Raw genomic sequence first — 15,930 nt, 5'->3', positions numbered from 1 at the left:
CCTTCCACGCCCGGCCACCGCTCTGGTGGGATGTGCGGCGTGAGCAACGAGCGCGAGGTCCTCACCTACGACCTGTTCGGCACCGCCACCCGCGAGCTCGCCCAAGGGGTCGCGGACTCGGGGTTCGCCCCCGACATGGTGCTCGCGATCGCGCGCGGCGGCCTGGCGCTCGGGATGGGGCTGGGCTACGCGCTCGGCGTGAAGAACATCTCGGTCGTCAACGTCGAGTTCTACACCGGCGTCGACCAGCGCCTCGACGTCCCGATCATGCTGCCGCCCACGCCCGCCGCGGTCGACCTGTCCGGGCTGAAGGTGCTGATCGCCGACGACGTCGCCGACACCGGCCGCACCCTGGAGCTGGTCCACGAGTTCTGCGAGGGCCACGTCGCCGAGGCCCGCACCGCGGTGGTCTACGAGAAGCCCCAGTCGGTCATCAAGCCCGACTACGCCTGGCGGCGCACCGAGCGCTGGATCGACTTCCCGTGGTCGGTCCTCCCGCCGGTGGTCGGCCACGGCTTGGCGCACTGACGAGTGGTGACCACCCTCGTCGTCCACACCGGCGCGCACGACCTCGCGGGGTCGGTCGACGACGGCGAGTCGTGGCGGGCCGCGGCCGCACGCACCGTGGCTGCGGTCGGCGGCGCCCCCGTGGCGCGCGACCTGTCGGGCGCGGTGCTGCACTTCGACCTCGATCCCGAGCACGTCGTGAGCCTCCGGGCGATGACCCGCGACGACCTCCCCCTGATGACGAGGTGGCGGGCCAGCGACGCCGTGCGCCGGTGGTGGGAGCAGGGACGCGAGCAGACGCCGGAGCAGATCCACGACATGTACGCCGAGCGGGTGGACGGCCGCAGCCCGACGCGGATGTGGGTGGTGGAGGTGGACGCGCGCCCGGCCGGCTTCGTGCAGGACTACCGGATCTCCGACTACCCGGACCACGCGGTGCTCGTCCCCGACCCCGGCGCCGTCGGGGTGGACTACGCGATCGGCGAGGACGCGTGGCGCGGACGCGGGCTGGGCGCCGCGGTGCTGTGGTCGTGGGCCGAGCACGCCCGCTCGCGCTACCCGGACGTGACCACGTACTTCGCCGCGCCCGACTACCGCAACACCGCCTCGCTCCGGGTCCTCGCCAAGGCCGGCTTCGAGCCCGGCACCTGGTTCGACCAGCCCCAGGCGGACGGCTCGACGCACACGGTCGTGGGCTGCTCGCTCGACGTGCGCCGCGTCCTGGCCTGAGGCCGTCGGTGACGTGGGACATGATGTGCCCATGACGACGTCCGCCATCACCGAGGCCCTGAGGCTTCCCGCCGGCCCGGTCGACCTGACCACGATCGAGACCGACGTCGCTCCGGGCTTCGACGGCTCGAAGAGCGACGGCAAGGACACGCTCTTCGCCATGGGTGACGAGCTCTCCGACCTGCAGGAGCGGCTGTGGGCGCAGCGGACGGTCGGCTCCGAGCAGCGGATCCTGCTGGTGCTGCAGGGGATGGACACCAGCGGCAAGGGCGGGGTGCTGCGCCACACCATCGGCCTGGTCGACCCGCAGGGCGTGCGGATCACCTCGTTCAAGGCGCCGACCGAGGAGGAGCGTGCGCACGACTTCCTCTGGCGCATCGAGAAGGGCCTGCCGCCCGCAGGGTTCATCGGTGTCTTCGACCGCTCGCACTACGAGGACGTGCTGATCGCCCGGGTGCGCGGCCTCGCCGAGCCCGAGGAGATCGAGCGCCGCTACGGCGCCATCAACGACTTCGAGGCCCGTCTGGTCGGCGAGGGCTACTCGATCATCAAGTGCATGCTCCACATCAGCGCCGACGAGCAGAAGGCCCGGCTCGCCGAGCGCCTCGCCAACCCCGAGAAGCACTGGAAGTACAACCCGGGCGACCTCGACGAGCGCGCCCACTGGTCGGCCTACCGCGAGGCGTACGAGGTGGTGCTCGAGCGCACCAGCACCCAGCTCGCCCCGTGGTACGTCGTCCCGTCGGACAAGAAGTGGTTCCGCAACCTCGCCATCGGCCAGCTGCTCCTCGAGACGCTGCGTGGGCTCGACCTGACGTGGCCCGAGGCCGACTTCGACGTGGAGGCGGAGCAGGAGCGCCTGGCGCAGGAGGCCCCCGTCCAGTGAGCGCCGGTCTCCCCTCCGTCACCGTCACCCGCTACGTCACGCCGCTGCGCGAGGGCGGCAGCCTGCCCGGCGTCGTCGAGGCCGACGACCTCGGGACCTACGTCTGCAAGTTCCGCGGAGCAGGGCAGGGCGCCAGGGTGCTGGTCGCCGAGGTCGTGGTGAGCGGTCTGGCCACCCGGCTCGGGCTGCGCACCCCGCGTCTGGTGGTGCTCGACCTCGATCCCGAGATCGCCCGCTACGAGGCAGACGAGGAGGTCCAGGACCTGCTCAACGCGAGCGTGGGCCACAACCTCGGCATCGACTTCCTCCCCGGGTCGTTCGGCGTGGACGGCCAGGTCGCGGCAGCCGACGACGAGGGCGCCCGGGTGCTGTGGCTCGACGCCTTCACCGCCAACGTGGACCGGTCCTGGCGCAACCCCAACCTGCTGCTGTGGAACGGCGACCTCTGGGTCATCGACCACGGCGCGTCGCTCTACTTCCACCACGGCTGGCGCTCCGGCGTCACCGACCCCGCCCGGTTCGCCGCGCAGCCGTGGGACTCCTCGGGCCACGTCTTCGAGACGTGCGCTGCCGGGGCTCGCGAGCTCGACGACGAGATCGGCGCGCTCCTCGGGCGGGAGATGTTCGCCGACGTGCTGGCCGACGTCCCCGACGAGTGGCTGGAGCCGGTCCCGGGCGCGGAGACCGCCGCGGAGCTGCGGGCGGCCTACGTCGACTTCCTCACCGCCCGCCTGGGCACCCGCCAGTGGCTGCCGGAGGCCTCCCGGTGAGCGCGCGGCTGGCCTACCAGTACGTCGTCCTGCGCTGCGTGCCGCGGCCCGATCGCGAGGAGTTCCTCAACGTCGGCGTGGTGCTGCACTGCCAGTCCGCCGACTTCCTCGACGTCGACTGGTCGTGCGACCGCGACCGGTTGCTCGCCCTCGACCGGCAGCTCGACGTGGACCAGGTGTGCGAGGCGCTCGGCTTCGTCGAGCGCGTGTGCCACGGGGACGAGCGGGCGGGCGAGGCCGCGCGCCAGCCGCTCGGGCAGCGCTTCGGCTTCCTCAAGGCCCCGCGCAGCACGGTGCTCCAGCCCGGCCCGGTGCACGGCGGCACGACCGACGACCCGGCCCGCCAGCTGGCGCACCTGCGCGAACGTCTCGTGGGGTGAGGGCGGTCCGTTGACCTACGTCGCCGCGGTCCGGGCAGCCCTGGCTGAGGCGGGCGACCCGGCCAGGGCCGCCCAGCAGCAGGCCTACATGAAGTCGGCGCTGCCGTTCGTCGGCCTCGGCGCGCCGGCGTTGTCCGCCGTCCTGAAGCCGGTGCTGCTCGACCACCGGTTCGTCGACCGGGCGCAGTGGGAGGCGGCGGTCCTCGAGCTGTGGGACGACGCGACCCACCGTGAGGAGTGGTACGCCGCGGTCGCGCTCCTGCGCCACCGTGCGTACGGCCCGTGGCTCGACGCCGACCTGCTGCCGCTGCTCGAGCAGCTGGTGCGCGACGGCGCGTGGTGGGACGTGGTCGACGAGATCGCCGGCCACGTCGTCGGCCAGGTGCTGCTCGACCACCGCTCGGAGGCGACGGCGGTCGTCGACGCCTGGGCCGTCGACCCCGACAGCCTGTGGGTGCGCCGCACCGCGATGCTCGCCCAGCTGCGCCACCGCGAGCAGACCGACACCGACCTGCTCGAGCGGGTCCTCGCGGCCAACCTCGACGACACCGCCTTCGGTCGCGAGTTCTTCGTGCGCAAGGCGCTCGGCTGGGCGCTGCGCCAGCACGCGCGGACCGACCCCGACTGGGTGCGACGGTTCGTGCGGACGTACGACGCCCGGCTCAGCGGGCTCTCGCGCCGCGAGGCGCTCAAGCACCTCGGCTGAACGCTCTCCACCGCCACCCGGTCCAGACCGTCGGGTCGGGGGCAATGCATGGCCGCTAGCGTGGCGGGATGCCGGGCCACGCAGCGATCTACGTCGGCGACCTCGACCGGATGGTCGCCTTCTACACCCGAGTCCTGGGCCTGGCGCGGGTCGACGACGAGCCCGGCTTCGCGACGATGGAGTCGGACGACTGGGTGCTGACCCTCGTCCGCAGCCCCGAGGCGGTCCCGCCGTCCGACCCGGCGCCGCGTCGCTCGGACACGGCGGTCAAGCCGGTCTTCGCGGTGACCGACCTGGACGCGACCGCCGACGTGGCGACCGCGCTCGGTGCGGTGGCCGACCCGGTCGACGCACGCTGGACCCACCGCGGGGAGGTCCGCTGCGACCTCGTGGACCCGGAGGGCAACGTGCTCGGCCTCCGGGCTCCCGCTCCCTGACGAGCGGTGTCCCACCCACGTTCCGCGCGCGCGGACGGTGGGTCAGCCACCGCTGACCGGCGCGCCGTACGCGGACACGCCGACGGGCGGTGCCCCACCCACCTTCCCGGCCAGGAGAACGTGGGTGGGACACCGCCCGTACGAGCGAGGGCTCAGACCGGGACCAGCTCCACCGCGCCGACGGCGTAGCGCGCGAGGATCGCCCGGGCGACCGACGGGTGCGCGCCCAGCGGGTCGGACACCGCGACCGCGCCCGCCTCGAGCGCGAGCTCCGCGGCCCGGTCCGGCAGCTTGCCGGGGGCGAGGAAGAACGACGCGACGGCGACGTGGCGCTTGCCCTCGGCGCGGAAGGCGCGGACCGCCTCGCCGGTGGCCGGGGGAGCGGCCGACGCGAACGCCGCGGTGACCGGCAGGTGGTGGCGGTTGCCCCAGGCGCGGGCGATCCGGGCGACCGACTGGTTGGCCAGCGGGTCGGAGGAGCCGGCGGCGGCGAGGACGAGGGCGTCGAGCTCGCGCACCCGCGCGGCCTTCAGCGCGTCGCGCAGGCGGAGGTCGAGGACCTCGAGGAACGCGGCCTCCATGCCGAGGATCCGGCTCGCGCGGATTCGCACACCCTCGTGGCGGGCCATCGCGGCCTCGATCGCGCGGGGGACGTCGACCTTCGCGTGGTAGGCCTCGGTGAGCAGCAGCGGCACCACCACGATCTCCTCGTGGCCGGCCTTCACGAGCCGGTCGACGACCGTGTCGAAGCCGGGCTTGGACAGCTCGAGGAACGCCGTCTCGATGCGGAGGTCGGGACGCATGGCCTTGACCTCGGCGACGAGCGCCTTGATCGTCGCGGCCGAACGCGGGTCCCGGCTTCCGTGGGCCAGGGCAACCAGAGCAGGAGCAGCCATCAGGGGTGCCTCCGATCGTGTGTGGTGGAGCGGTTCTTCGTGGGCGCGACGACGGTGTCGCGGGAACAGGGGATGGGGGTCGACTCAGGCATGGATGCCGCACTCGGTCTTCGAGGTGCCGGCCCAGCGGCCGCTGCGCGGGTCGTCGCCGGGAGCGACGCGGCGGGTGCAGGGCCAGCAGCCGATGCTGGGGTAGCCGTCGTGGACCAGCGGGTTGACCAGCACGCCGTTCTCGGCGATGTAGCGGTCGACGTCGTCGTCGCTCCAGCGGGCGAGCGGGGACACCTTGACCTTGCCCTTGCGGGCGTCCCAGCCGACGACCGGGGCGATGACCCGGTTGTGGGTCTCGGCGCGCCGCAGGCCGGTGGCCCAGGCGTCGTAGTCGGCGAGCGTGTCGGCGAGCGGCGTGACCTTGCGCAGCGCGCAGCACAGGTCGGGGTCGGTCTTGTAGAGGTCCTTGCCGTACTGCGCGTCCTGCTCGGCGACGGTGAGCGGGGTGCTGACCGTGCGGAGGTTGACCGGCAGGGTCGCCTCGACGGCGTCGCGGGTGCCGATGGTCTCGACGAAGTGGTAGCCGGTGTCGAGGAACACCACGTCGATGCCGGGCGCGACCTTCGACGCCAGGTGGGCGAGCACCGCGTCGCCCATCGACGAGGTGATCGCGAAACGGTCGCCGAAGGTGGCGACCGCCCACTCCACGATGACCTCGGCCGGGGCGAGCTCGAGCTCGGCGCCGACGTGGGACACCAGCTCGCGCAGCTCCTCGGACGTACGCCCCTCGGTGTGGGTGCCCTTGAACTCCCGCGCGGCGCGGGTCGGGGCGCTCATGCCGGGCCTCCCGCTGAGGGCGGCCGGATCATCCCGGTCATCTTGACGGTGAAGGCACGCAGGCACGAGCGGCACTCCCAGGCGCCCGCACCCTCCTGCGGGAAGAGGTTCTCGTCCCCGCAGTAGGGGCAGTGGAAGGGCTGCGCGCGTTCGGACATCAGGACGCCACCGGCTCCCCGCGCAGCAGCACCTCGTCGGCGCGGGTGACCCAGGCGGCGAACCGCTCGCCCTCGGTGCGGTCGGCGAGGTACGCCGAGACCACCGCGGTGACGTAGTCGTCGAGGCCGGCGCTCGTCACCTTGTGGGCGCGCAGCTTGCGGCCCATCGCCGGGTTGAGGCCGAGCGAGCCGCCGAGGTGGACCTGGAAGCCCTCGACCTGGCGGCCGTCCTCGTCCATGACCAGCTGGCCCTTGAGCCCGATGTCGGCGACCTGGGTGCGGGCGCAGGCGTTGGGGCAGCCGTTGACGTTGACCGAGATCTGGGTGTCGAGGTCGGGGAAGCGCTTCTCCAGCTCCGAGACGAGGCGACGTGCGCGCTCCTTGGTGTCGACGATGGCGAGCTTGCAGAACTCGATGCCGGTGCAGGCCATCGTGGAGCGGCGCCAGTTGCTGGGTCGGGCGGTGAGCCCGATCTTCTCCAGGTCGTCGGCGAAGGCCTCGGTGTCGTCGGCGGCAACGCCGATCACCACGAGCTTCTGGTACGCCGTGAGGCGCGCGCCGCGGGCGCCGTAGCGCTCGACGAGGTCGCCGAGGGCGCTCAGCGTGGTGCCGTCGATCCGGCCCACGACCGGCGCGGCGCCGACGTAGAACTTCCCGTCCTTCTGCTCGTGGATCCCGATGTGGTCGCCCGCGGTGACCGGCGCCTCGGGCGACGGGTTGTCGACGAGGGCGCGGTGCAGGTACTCGTTCTCCAGGACCTCGCGGAACTTCTCCTTGCCCCAGTCGGCGAGGAGGAACTTCAGCCGCGCCTTGGAGCGCAGCCGGCGGTAGCCGTAGTCGCGGAAGATCCCGGCCACGCCCTCCCAGGCGTCGGCGACCTCGTCGAGCGGGATCCAGACGCCGAGCTTGTGGGCGAGCATCGGGTTGGTGGACAGCCCGCCGCCGACCCACAGGTCGAAGCCGGGGCCGTGCTCGGGGTGGACCGTGCCGACGAAGGACACGTCGTTGACCTCGGGGGCCACGTCGTGGCTGGGGTGACCGGTCAGCGCCGTCTTGAACTTGCGCGGCAGGTTCGAGAAGTCCGGGTTGCCGAGGATGCGGCGCTTGATCTCCTCGAGCGCCGCGGTGCCGTCGATGATCTCGTCCTTGGCGATGCCGGCCACGGGGGAGCCGAGGAACGGGCGCGGGCTGTCGCCGCACGCCTCGAGGGTGGTCAGGCCGACTGCCTCGAGCTTCTCCCAGATCGCCGGGACGCTCTCGATCTCGATCCAGTGGTACTGGATGTTGTTGCGGTCGGTGATGTCGGCGGTGTTGCGGGCGTACGCCGTCGAGACCTCACCGAGCGCGCGCAGCGCGGCCGCGTCGAGCACCGAGCCGTCGGTGCGGACCCGCATCATGAAGAAGCGGTCGTCGAGCTCCTCCTCCTCGAGCTGGGCGGTCTTGCCGCCGTCGAAGCCCGGGGCGCGCTGGGTGTAGAGGCCCATCCAGCGGAAGCGGCCGCGCAGGTCGGCGGGGTCGATCGAGTCGAAGCCGCGGCGCGAGTAGGTGTACAGGATCCGGTCGCGGACGTTGAGCGGGTCGTCGTCCTTCTTGGACTGCTCGTTCTTGTTGAGCGGCTCGGTGTAGCCGAGCGCCCACTGGCCCTCCGCCCGCTTGGGGCGGGGGATCTCGGTCTGCTGGGCGGCCTGGGGCTTGAACCGGAGGTCAGGCATGGTCAGGAGGATCCTGTTCGCTGAGGGGGTGCCGCGCGCGACGGTGAGCGCGGTGGGGGACTTCGGGCGGCGTCAGCGATGCCAACAGGTCGCGCTGCCCACACGCATGAGGTCGACGTGACGTCGGACCACGAGGTGCGTGTGGGTGGAAGCGGTGACCATGTCAAGAAGTCTCAGGGGTTGGACACCCGTTCCACAAGACGAAATCTTGTATCCTGAGACGGAGCGCCACGATGTGAGACAACGGTGCGTGAGCAGGCGGGCGAGAGCCCGTCGGTGCGGTCCAGGTCACACCCGTCCACGCGCGGTGGTCCAGCCCGCGCGGCACGCCGGACGACCTCTAGGCTGTCGGCCATGACGGACTCCCTCATCAGCAGCGCGTACTCCCAGGCCCTCGAGGTCATCGCCTCCGTCGAGCCGCGGATCGCCGAGGCGACCCGCCAGGAGCTCGCCGACCAGCGCGGCTCGCTCAAGCTCATCGCCTCGGAGAACTACGCCTCGCCCGCCGTGCTCATGACGATGGGCACCTGGTTCAGCGACAAGTACGCCGAGGGCACCGTCGGCCACCGCTTCTACGCCGGCTGCCAGAACGTCGACACCGTCGAGTCGCTGGCCGCCGAGCACGCCCGCGAGCTGTTCGGTGCGCCCTACGCCTACGTCCAGCCGCACTCGGGCATCGACGCCAACCTGGTCGCGTTCTGGTCGATCCTCGCCAACAAGGTCGAGACGCCCGCGCTGGAGAAGCTCGGCGCGAAGAACGTCAACGAGCTGTCCGAGGCCGACTGGGAGACGCTGCGTGGCGAGCTGGGCAACCAGCGCCTGCTCGGCATGTCGCTCGACGCCGGCGGCCACCTCACCCACGGCTTCCGTCCCAACATCAGCGGCAAGATGTTCCACCAGCAGCAGTACGGCACCGACCCGGAGACCGGCCTGCTCGACTACGACGCGGTCGCCGCGAAGGCCCGCGAGTTCCGCCCGCTCGTGCTGGTCGCCGGCTACTCCGCCTACCCGCGCCGGGTGAACTTCGCGAAGATGCGCGAGATCGCCGACGAGGTCGGCGCCGTGCTGATGGTCGACATGGCCCACTTCGCGGGCCTCGTCGCCGGCAAGGTGTTCACCGGCGAGGAGAACCCGGTGCCCTACGCCCACGTCACCACCTCGACCACCCACAAGTCCCTGCGTGGCCCGCGCGGTGGCCTCGTGCTCGCCCAGGAGGAGTTCGCCGGCGACGTCGACCGCGGCTGCCCGATGGTCCTCGGCGGTCCGCTGTCGCACGTGATGGCCGCCAAGGCCGTGGCCTTCGCCGAGGCCCGCACCGCGGAGTTCCAGGGCTACGCCCAGCGCATCGCCGACAACGCGAAGTCGTTGGCCGACGGCTTCCTGACCCGCGGCGCCACGCTCGTCACCGGCGGCACCGACAACCACCTGGTGCTGCTCGACGTGTCGTCCTTCGGGCTCACCGGCCGCCAGGCCGAGTCGGCGCTCCTCGACGCGGGCGTCGTCACCAACCGCAACTCGGTCCCGGCCGACCCCAACGGCGCGTGGTACACCTCCGGCATCCGCCTCGGCACCCCCGCGCTCACCACCCGCGGCTTCGGCCACGACGAGTTCGACAAGGTCGCCGAGCTGATCGTCGACGTGCTCAGCAACACCGAGGCCGGCACGACGAAGGCCGGCGGTCCGAGCAAGGCGTCGTACGTCCTGGCCGACGGCGTCGCCGACCGCGTCACCGCGCAGTCGGCCGAGATGCTCGACAAGCACCCGCTCTACCCCGGTCTCGTCCTCGGCTGAGTCGTGCCGAGGACTCAGCGGAGCCAGACGTAGCCGACCTCGGGTCGCCCGGTCCCGCCGTAGCGCGGTGACCGGGTGACCCGGCCCTCGTCGGCGAGGTGCTCGAGGTAGCGCCGGGCGGTGACCCGCGAGACCCCGATCGCGGCGGCGGCCTCCGCGGCCGACAGCCCGTCGGGTGCGTCGCGCAGGGCCTCGACGACCTGGCGCAGCGAGTCCAGGCTCATCCCCTTGGGGACCGCCTCGCCGGTCGGCCGGCTGCGCAGCGCCCCGAAGACCTGGTCGACGTCGTCCTGCACGACGTCGCCGGGCGCGCTCTCCAGCCGCGCGCGGAACTCGGCGTACTGCTCGAGCTTGCCGCGGAAGGCGGCGAAGGTGAACGGCTTGAGCAGGTAGAGCACGACCCCCTGCGACACCGCGCGCCGCACGACCTCGCTGTCGCGCGCGGAGGTCACGGCGATGACGTCGACCGTGCGGCCCTCGGCGCGGAGCCGCTGGAGGAGGCCGAGCCCGTGGCCGTCGGGCAGGTGCATGTCGAGCAGCACCAGGTCGACGTCGTCGCGCTGCAGGAGCCGCATCGCGTCCGTGGCCGAGTGGGCGACGCCGGCCAGCTCGAAGCCCGGGACGCGGCCGACGTAGGTGGCGTGCGCCTCCGCGGCCAGCTCCTCGTCCTCCACGACGAGCACCCGGACGCTCACCGGACCGCCCCCGTCGCGTCCGGCTCGTCCGCCGGCTCGACGGTCAGCACGAACCGCGCTCCGCCGAGGGGGGGAGTCCGCGAGCTCGAGCCTGCCGCCGTGACGCGACACGACCTGCGCGACGATCGCCAGGCCCAGCCCGCGGCCCTCGTCGGCCTTGCTCGACCAGCCGCGGTCCAGGACGTGCTGCCGGTCCTCCTGCGCCACGCCCGGCCCCGAGTCGTCGACCGCGATCCGGAGGTGGCCGGCGTCGCCGGCGAGCGCCACCCGCACCCGCTGCGGGCGCTCGCGCCGGGTCTCGGCGACGGCGTCGAAGGCGTTGTCGACGAGGTTGCCGACCAGCGCGACCAGGTCGCGGCCCTCCAGCGGCAGGACGGCCGGCAGGTCGCCCTCGATCTCGAGCGCGATGCCGCGCTCGGCGGCCTGCGCGGTCTTGCCGAGCAGCAGGGCGGCGAGCACCGGCTCCTCGACGGCGGAGACCAGCTCGTCGGCGAGGTCCTGGGCGACCTGCAGCTCCGCGGTGGCGAACTCGACGGCCTGCTCGGGACGTCCCATCTCGACGAGGGACACCACGGTGTGCAGCCGGTTGGCGGCCTCGTGGTTCTGCGCCCGCAGCGACTCCGTCAGCCCGCGCACGAGGTCGAGCTCGCCGGTGACCGCCTGCAGCTCGGTGCGGTCGCGGACGGTGACGACCGCGCCCACCTCGTCCTGGCCCCAGTAGGCCGGCGACGTGCTCAGCACCAGCACCTGCTGGCCGAGCACGAAGGTCTGGTCGGCGACGGCCGCGCGCCGCTCGACGGCCGCGACGAGGCCTGGGGGGAGCCCGAGGTCGGCGAGCGGTCGCCCCTCGACGTCAGCCGGCAGCGCGAGCAGCCGGGCGGCCTCGTCGTTGACCAGCTGGACCCGCAGGTCGGAGTCGACCAGCAGCAGGCCCTCGCGCACCGCGCTGAGCACGGCGCGGTAGTACTCGTACATCCGGGTGATCTCGCGCTCGCCGAGCCCGTGGGTCTGGCGTCGCAGGCGCCGGGCGATCAGCCAGGCGCCGAGCAGGCCGGCCAGCAGCGTGGCGCCCGCGGCGACGAGGATCCCCGGCAGGTCGTCGAGCAGGCGCTCGTCGATGCGGTCGACGGTGATGCCGACCGCGACCAGCGCGACCACCCGCCCGTCGGCCAGGACCGGCACCACGGCGCGGACCGACGGGCCCAGGGTGCCGGCGTAGACCTCGGTGAAGACCCGACCCTGGAGGGCGTCGCCGATGCCGCCGACGAAGCGGCCCCCGATCTGCGCGGGGTCGGGGTGCGTCCAGCGGGTCCGGTCGCGGTCCATGATGACGACGAAGTCGGTGTCGGTGTCGACCCGGACCTCCTCGGCGAACGGCTGCAGGGCGGCGGTCGGGTCGGCCGAGCGGACCTCCTCGCGCACGAAGGGGGAGTCGGCGACCGAGCGGGCGACGGCGGTCGCCTGGTCGCGGGCCGCGTCGCGCAGGTCCCGGCGCGCGTCGAGGCCCGCCAGCGCGACAGCCACGACGACGAGGACGACGACGACGCCGACCTGCAGCAGCAGGATCTGGCGGGCCACCGGGCTCTCGCCGTCGGCGCGTCGCGTCATGGGCGCATTGTGCCTCACCGCGCGGGGCACCTGTGACGGCGAACACAACGAACGAAAGGGTGACGACGTTCACACGTCCGACCACGATGTGGGGCGTGGCCGGTGCACGCCGGCACCCCGAGCGAGGAGGACCCCCATGAGCACGACCCAGCCCGCGACACCGGAAGCACCGGTACGTCGCGACCGGACGCACTACCTCTACATCGCGGTCATCGCTGCGGTGGTCCTCGGCGCGATCGTGGGCCTGGTGTTCCCCGACTTCGCCGTCGGGCTGAAGTGGATCGGCACCACCTTCGTGGCGCTGATCAAGATGATGATCCAGCCGGTCATCTTCTGCACCCTGGTCCTCGGCGTCGGCTCGGTGCGCAGCGCCGCCAGCGTCGGCAAGGTCGGCGGGCTCGCCCTCGCGTACTTCCTCACCATGTCGACCGCCGCGCTGGCGATCGGCATGGTCGTCGGCAACCTGCTCGACCCGGGCAAGGGCCTCAACCTCTCCGACGACGTCGCGGGCATCGGCAAGGAGCAGGCGGCCGAGGCGCACGGCTCGACCACCGAGTTCATCACCGGCATCGTCCCCGACTCGCTGCTGTCCTCGCTGACCTCCGGCGAGGTCCTGCAGACCCTCCTCGTCGCGCTGCTGGTCGGGTTCGCGCTGCAGGCGATGGGCCGCTCGGGCGAGCCGATCCTCACCGCCATCGGCCACATCCAGCGTCTGGTGTTCCGCGTCCTCGCGATGATCATGTGGGCCGCCCCGGTCGGTGCCTTCGCCGCCATCGCCGCGGTGGTCGGCGAGACCGGCGTCGACGCGCTCAAGAGCCTGGCGACGATCATGATCGCCTTCTACATCACCTGCTTCCTCTTCGTCTTCGGCGTGCTCGGCGCGATCCTCAAGCTCGCCACCGGCATCAACATCTGGAGCCTGCTGAAGTACCTCGGCCGCGAGTTCCTGCTGATCGTCTCGACCTCGTCCTCCGAGTCGGCCCTGCCGCGACTGATCGCGAAGATGAACCACGCGGGCGTCGAGAAGACCACCGTGGGCGTCGTCGTCCCGACCGGCTACTCGTTCAACCTCGACGGCACCGCGATCTACCTGACCATGGCGTCGATCTTCATCGCCGACGCGCTCGACAAGCCGCTGAGCATCGGCGAGCAGATCTCGCTGCTGCTGTTCATGGTGATCGCGTCGAAGGGCGCCGCGGGCGTCACCGGCGCCGGCCTGGCCACCCTCGCCGGCGGCCTGTCCTCGCACCGCCCCGAGCTGCTCGACGGCGTCGGCCTCATCGTCGGCATCGACCGGTTCATGTCGGAGGCCCGCGCGGTCACCAACTTCGCCGGCAACTCGGTCGCCACCGTCCTCATCGGCCACTGGACCGGCACCCTCGACCGCGCCCAGCTCGACCGGGTGCTCGCCGGCGAGGACCGGTTCGACGAGTCCACGATGGTCGACGACGACCACGGCCACGGGCCGGTCGAGCGGGAGCCCGCCGCCACCCACTGACCGGCGCCCCGACGAGCGCCCCGGACCACGACGGTCCGGGGCGCTCGTGCATCTGGGAGGGATCGGAGACGCGCAGGCATTGGTCGCTCGGGCGTGCACCCGTCACGCGGCGGCGACCACCCGTGCGGAGACCAATGCCTGCGCGTCTCCGCTGATGGCGCGGACCAGGACCTCCCGCACCCACTGCGGCCGGAACATGACGTCCTCCCACGTGAAGCGGAGGACGGTCCACCCCTCGGCAGCAAGCAGGGTGTAGCGGCGTACGTCCTTGCGGAACCCGGCGCGGTTGCCGTGCCACTCGTAGGAGTCGCACTCGACGACGAGGCGCCGGTCGCGGTCGACGAGGTCGGGTCGGGCCCAGCAGTGCGGCGACGAGATGACCAGCTGCGGTTCCACATGAAGGCCGGGCACGTCGTTGCAGATGGCCCGCGCGACCGACTCGAAGGCGTTGGCGGCCTGGTCCGACGCCGTCGAGGTGACGCGGGCGGCGTTGGCCTGCCCGCGGCCTCGCACCAGTGCGGCCGCCCTGCGCAGCGTGGCGTGCTCGCCGGCGCGGAGCGCGGAGTCGGCGATGACCAGCGCCTCGTCGTAGGGCAGGAGGCGCAGGCACTGGGTCAGGGTCAGCTCGCGGCTCGTGGCCTGCGCTGCGACGTCGTCCGGCCCCAGGTCCGCGCTGTGCAGCACCACCGCCTCCCGGTAGCGCCGTGGGACGTTGCGGTTCCTGGGCACCAGCACGTGCGGCTTCTCCGGCACGACCTTGACCTCCCAGCCGTGTCGCAAGGCAGCGCTGGACAGGCAGAGAACACCGTTCATGGCGTGCGCCAGCGCCGCGGCGGTGTCGACCGTCGGCAGGGTGTAGCGGCCCTGACCCTGGCGCACGACCGCGCCGGCGGCGAGCGCCCGGTCGACCTCTGCCCGCGACGTCGCGCGGACGAGTGCAGCGCGGGTCGCGAACCCGCCCATGCGCTCGATCACGTCCACGACGTCCATCGCTCCAGCATCGACGAACCGGAGGTCTGGCTGCAGGCTCTCTCCACAGGCCGGAGACGCGCAGGCATGGGTCCCACGCACGCACCAGGCCCCACGCTCGGCCCGCTCGGGCCGGCCGACCAATGCCTGCGCGTCTACGCCCCGAACGGAGTCAGAGGGAGCCGTAGATGTCGACCGTCCGCTGCGCGATCGCACCCCAGCTGAACGCGTCCTCGGCGCGACGCCGCCCGGCGACGCCGAAGGCGCGGGCGCGCTCGGGGTCGGAGACGGCGTCGACCAGCGCCGCGGCGAGGTCGGCGACGTAGCGCTCGGGGTCGAGCGGGGTGCCGGTCCCGTCGGTGGCCTGCTCGATCGGGACCAGCCAGCCGGTCTCGCCGTGGACGACGACCTCCGGGATGCCGCCGGTCGCGGTCGCGACGACGGCGGTCTCGCAGGCCATCGCCTCGAGGTTGACGATGCCGAGCGGCTCGTAGATCGACGGGCAGGCGAACACGGTGGCCGCGGTGAGCAGCGCGACGACGTCGGGTCGCGGCAGCATCTCGGCGATCCAGACGACGCCGGAGCGGGTGGCGGCGAGGTCGTCGACCAGGCCGCGCACCTCGGCCTCGATCTCGGGGGTGTCGGGTGCTCCGGCGCAGAGCACCAGCTGGACCTCGGGCGGCAGCGCCGCGGCGGCGCGCAGGAAGAGCGGGAGGCCCTTCTGGCGGGTGATCCGGCCGACGAAGACGACGCTCGGGCGGTCGGGGTCGACGCCGAGCTCGCGGACCCGGTCGGGGTTGACGATCGGCGACCACTGCGTGGTGTCGATGCCGTTGTGCACGACGTGCACCCGGGCCGGGTCGACGGCGGGGTAGGAGCGCAGCACGTCCTCGCGCATCGCCGCGCTGACGGCGATGATCCCCGCGGCCCCCTCGTACGCCGTGCGCTCCGCCCAGCTCGACAGCGCGTAGCCGCCACCCAGCTGCTCGGCCTTCCACGGGCGCATCGGCTCGAGCGAGTGGGCGCTGACGACGTGCGGGACGCCGTGCATCAGCGACGCGAGGTGGCCGGCCATGTTGGCGTACCAGGTGTGGGAGTGGACCAGGTCGGCGCCGGCGCAGTCGTCGACCATCGCGAGGTCGACGCCGAGGGTGAGGATCGCCGGATTGGCGCCGGCGAGCGAGGCCGGCTCGGCGTACGCGGTGGTGCCGGGCTCGGAGCGCGGGGCGCCGAAGCACCGCACGCGCGCGTCCACGTCGGGCAGCACGCGCAGTGCGCGGACCAGCTCCGCGACGTGCACGCCGGCCCCTCCGTAGACCTCCGGCGGGTACTCCTTGCTGAGGACGTCGATGCGCATGGG

Annotated in this window: 17 protein-coding genes; 9 read left to right on the top strand and 8 right to left on the bottom strand. The window is 72.7% G+C overall.

The genetic code is table 11. The features are described 5' to 3' along the window. Positions 1-39 precede the first annotated feature (39 nt). From KDN32_RS11005 to KDN32_RS10975, 7 genes are all read left to right on the top strand, one after another. A complete protein-coding gene (locus tag KDN32_RS11005; RefSeq protein WP_307853954.1) occupies positions 40-528 on the top strand; it encodes a phosphoribosyltransferase in 489 nt (162 codons plus the stop codon). A gap of 6 nt (positions 529-534) precedes the next feature. After that, complete coding sequence (locus tag KDN32_RS11000; protein ID WP_307853953.1) at positions 535-1,236, top strand: GNAT family N-acetyltransferase; 702 nt, start codon at positions 535-537, stop codon at positions 1,234-1,236. Between the two features lie 31 nt (positions 1,237-1,267). Then, on the top strand, positions 1,268-2,122 hold the full coding sequence (locus KDN32_RS10995; protein ID WP_211731998.1) for a PPK2 family polyphosphate kinase: 855 nt from the start codon (positions 1,268-1,270) through the stop codon (positions 2,120-2,122). Further along, positions 2,119-2,892: a HipA family kinase gene (locus KDN32_RS10990; RefSeq protein ID WP_211731997.1), complete on the top strand. Its 774-nt coding sequence runs from the start codon at positions 2,119-2,121 to the stop codon at positions 2,890-2,892. The genes KDN32_RS10995 and KDN32_RS10990 overlap by 4 nt, the downstream gene beginning before the upstream one ends. Further along, positions 2,889-3,272: a DUF3037 domain-containing protein gene (locus KDN32_RS10985; protein ID WP_211731996.1), complete on the top strand. Its 384-nt coding sequence runs from the start codon at positions 2,889-2,891 to the stop codon at positions 3,270-3,272. The genes KDN32_RS10990 and KDN32_RS10985 overlap by 4 nt, the downstream gene beginning before the upstream one ends. A gap of 10 nt (positions 3,273-3,282) precedes the next feature. Next, positions 3,283-3,978 (top strand): DNA alkylation repair protein, encoded by a 696-nt coding sequence (locus KDN32_RS10980; RefSeq protein WP_211731995.1) that lies wholly within the window; start codon positions 3,283-3,285, stop codon positions 3,976-3,978. A gap of 68 nt (positions 3,979-4,046) precedes the next feature. Further along, a complete protein-coding gene (locus tag KDN32_RS10975) occupies positions 4,047-4,415 on the top strand; it encodes a VOC family protein (RefSeq protein ID WP_211731994.1) in 369 nt (122 codons plus the stop codon). Positions 4,416-4,567: 152 nt separating this feature from the next. Here the strand turns inward: KDN32_RS10975 and KDN32_RS10970 are convergent, their stop codons facing one another. From KDN32_RS10970 to KDN32_RS23520, 5 genes are all read right to left on the bottom strand, one after another. Next, on the bottom strand, positions 4,568-5,311 hold the full coding sequence (locus KDN32_RS10970) for a sirohydrochlorin chelatase (protein ID WP_211731993.1): 744 nt from the start codon (positions 5,309-5,311) through the stop codon (positions 4,568-4,570). An 84-nt stretch (positions 5,312-5,395) separates the two neighbouring features. Next, complete coding sequence (locus tag KDN32_RS10965; RefSeq protein WP_211731992.1) at positions 5,396-6,139, bottom strand: phosphoadenylyl-sulfate reductase; 744 nt, start codon at positions 6,137-6,139, stop codon at positions 5,396-5,398. Next, a complete protein-coding gene (locus KDN32_RS10960; protein WP_211731991.1) occupies positions 6,136-6,297 on the bottom strand; it encodes a hypothetical protein in 162 nt (53 codons plus the stop codon). The genes KDN32_RS10965 and KDN32_RS10960 overlap by 4 nt, the downstream gene beginning before the upstream one ends. Then, positions 6,297-8,009, bottom strand: coding sequence for a nitrite/sulfite reductase (locus KDN32_RS10955; protein ID WP_211731990.1), 1,713 nt, complete (start codon positions 8,007-8,009; stop codon positions 6,297-6,299). The genes KDN32_RS10960 and KDN32_RS10955 overlap by 1 nt, the downstream gene beginning before the upstream one ends. Positions 8,010-8,081: 72 nt before the next feature. Next, on the bottom strand, positions 8,082-8,171 hold the full coding sequence (locus tag KDN32_RS23520) for a putative leader peptide (RefSeq protein WP_372440565.1): 90 nt from the start codon (positions 8,169-8,171) through the stop codon (positions 8,082-8,084). A gap of 183 nt (positions 8,172-8,354) precedes the next feature. On the opposite strand from KDN32_RS23520, the gene KDN32_RS10950 reads away from it, so the two are divergent. Continuing rightward, on the top strand, positions 8,355-9,800 hold the full coding sequence (locus KDN32_RS10950; protein ID WP_283093509.1) for a glycine hydroxymethyltransferase: 1,446 nt from the start codon (positions 8,355-8,357) through the stop codon (positions 9,798-9,800). Positions 9,801-9,814: 14 nt separating this feature from the next. On the opposite strand, the gene KDN32_RS10945 is transcribed toward KDN32_RS10950, so the two are convergent. Continuing rightward, positions 9,815-12,103, bottom strand: coding sequence for a response regulator (locus KDN32_RS10945; protein ID WP_211731988.1), 2,289 nt, complete (start codon positions 12,101-12,103; stop codon positions 9,815-9,817). Between the two features lie 136 nt (positions 12,104-12,239). On the opposite strand from KDN32_RS10945, the gene KDN32_RS10940 reads away from it, so the two are divergent. Next, the gene (locus KDN32_RS10940) at positions 12,240-13,601 is read left to right on the top strand and encodes a cation:dicarboxylate symporter family transporter (protein WP_211731987.1); all 1,362 of its coding nucleotides are present in this window, start codon (positions 12,240-12,242) and stop codon (positions 13,599-13,601) included. Positions 13,602-13,703: 102 nt separating this feature from the next. Here KDN32_RS10940 and KDN32_RS10935 read toward each other — a convergent pair whose 3' ends face one another. Both KDN32_RS10935 and glgA read right to left on the bottom strand, forming a co-directional pair. Continuing rightward, entirely contained in the window at positions 13,704-14,591 is an 888-nt protein-coding gene (locus tag KDN32_RS10935; protein ID WP_211731986.1) for a DUF559 domain-containing protein, read from the bottom strand. A 151-nt stretch (positions 14,592-14,742) separates the two neighbouring features. Continuing rightward, positions 14,743-15,927 (bottom strand): glycogen synthase, encoded by a 1,185-nt coding sequence (gene glgA / locus KDN32_RS10930; RefSeq protein ID WP_211731985.1) that lies wholly within the window; start codon positions 15,925-15,927, stop codon positions 14,743-14,745. Positions 15,928-15,930: the final 3 nt, after the last annotated feature.

It is taken from the genome of Nocardioides palaemonis, assembly GCF_018275325.1.
Classification (GTDB): domain Bacteria; phylum Actinomycetota; class Actinomycetes; order Propionibacteriales; family Nocardioidaceae; genus Nocardioides; species Nocardioides palaemonis.
The sequence above is the reverse complement of the archived record's forward strand: the minus strand, read 5'-3'. Positions and strand labels throughout refer to the sequence as shown.

Excerpts from the sequence above, each read along its gene's own strand:
- KDN32_RS10995 (WP_211731998.1), top strand. The coding sequence starts at position 1,268 with ATGACGACGTCCGCCATCACCGAGGCCCTGAGGCTTCCCGCCGGCCCG.
- KDN32_RS10975 (WP_211731994.1), top strand. The coding sequence starts at position 4,047 with ATGCCGGGCCACGCAGCGATCTACGTCGGCGACCTCGACCGGATGGTC.
- KDN32_RS10970 (WP_211731993.1), bottom strand. The coding sequence starts at position 5,311 with ATGGCTGCTCCTGCTCTGGTTGCCCTGGCCCACGGAAGCCGGGACCCG.
- KDN32_RS10965 (WP_211731992.1), bottom strand. The coding sequence starts at position 6,139 with ATGAGCGCCCCGACCCGCGCCGCGCGGGAGTTCAAGGGCACCCACACC.
- KDN32_RS10960 (WP_211731991.1), bottom strand. The coding sequence starts at position 6,297 with ATGTCCGAACGCGCGCAGCCCTTCCACTGCCCCTACTGCGGGGACGAG.
- KDN32_RS10955 (WP_211731990.1), bottom strand. The coding sequence starts at position 8,009 with ATGCCTGACCTCCGGTTCAAGCCCCAGGCCGCCCAGCAGACCGAGATC.
- KDN32_RS23520 (WP_372440565.1), bottom strand. The coding sequence starts at position 8,171 with ATGGTCACCGCTTCCACCCACACGCACCTCGTGGTCCGACGTCACGTC.
- KDN32_RS10945 (WP_211731988.1), bottom strand. The coding sequence starts at position 12,103 with ATGACGCGACGCGCCGACGGCGAGAGCCCGGTGGCCCGCCAGATCCTG.
- KDN32_RS10940 (WP_211731987.1), top strand. The coding sequence starts at position 12,240 with ATGAGCACGACCCAGCCCGCGACACCGGAAGCACCGGTACGTCGCGAC.
- KDN32_RS10935 (WP_211731986.1), bottom strand. The coding sequence starts at position 14,591 with ATGGACGTCGTGGACGTGATCGAGCGCATGGGCGGGTTCGCGACCCGC.
- glgA (WP_211731985.1), bottom strand. The coding sequence starts at position 15,927 with ATGCGCATCGACGTCCTCAGCAAGGAGTACCCGCCGGAGGTCTACGGA.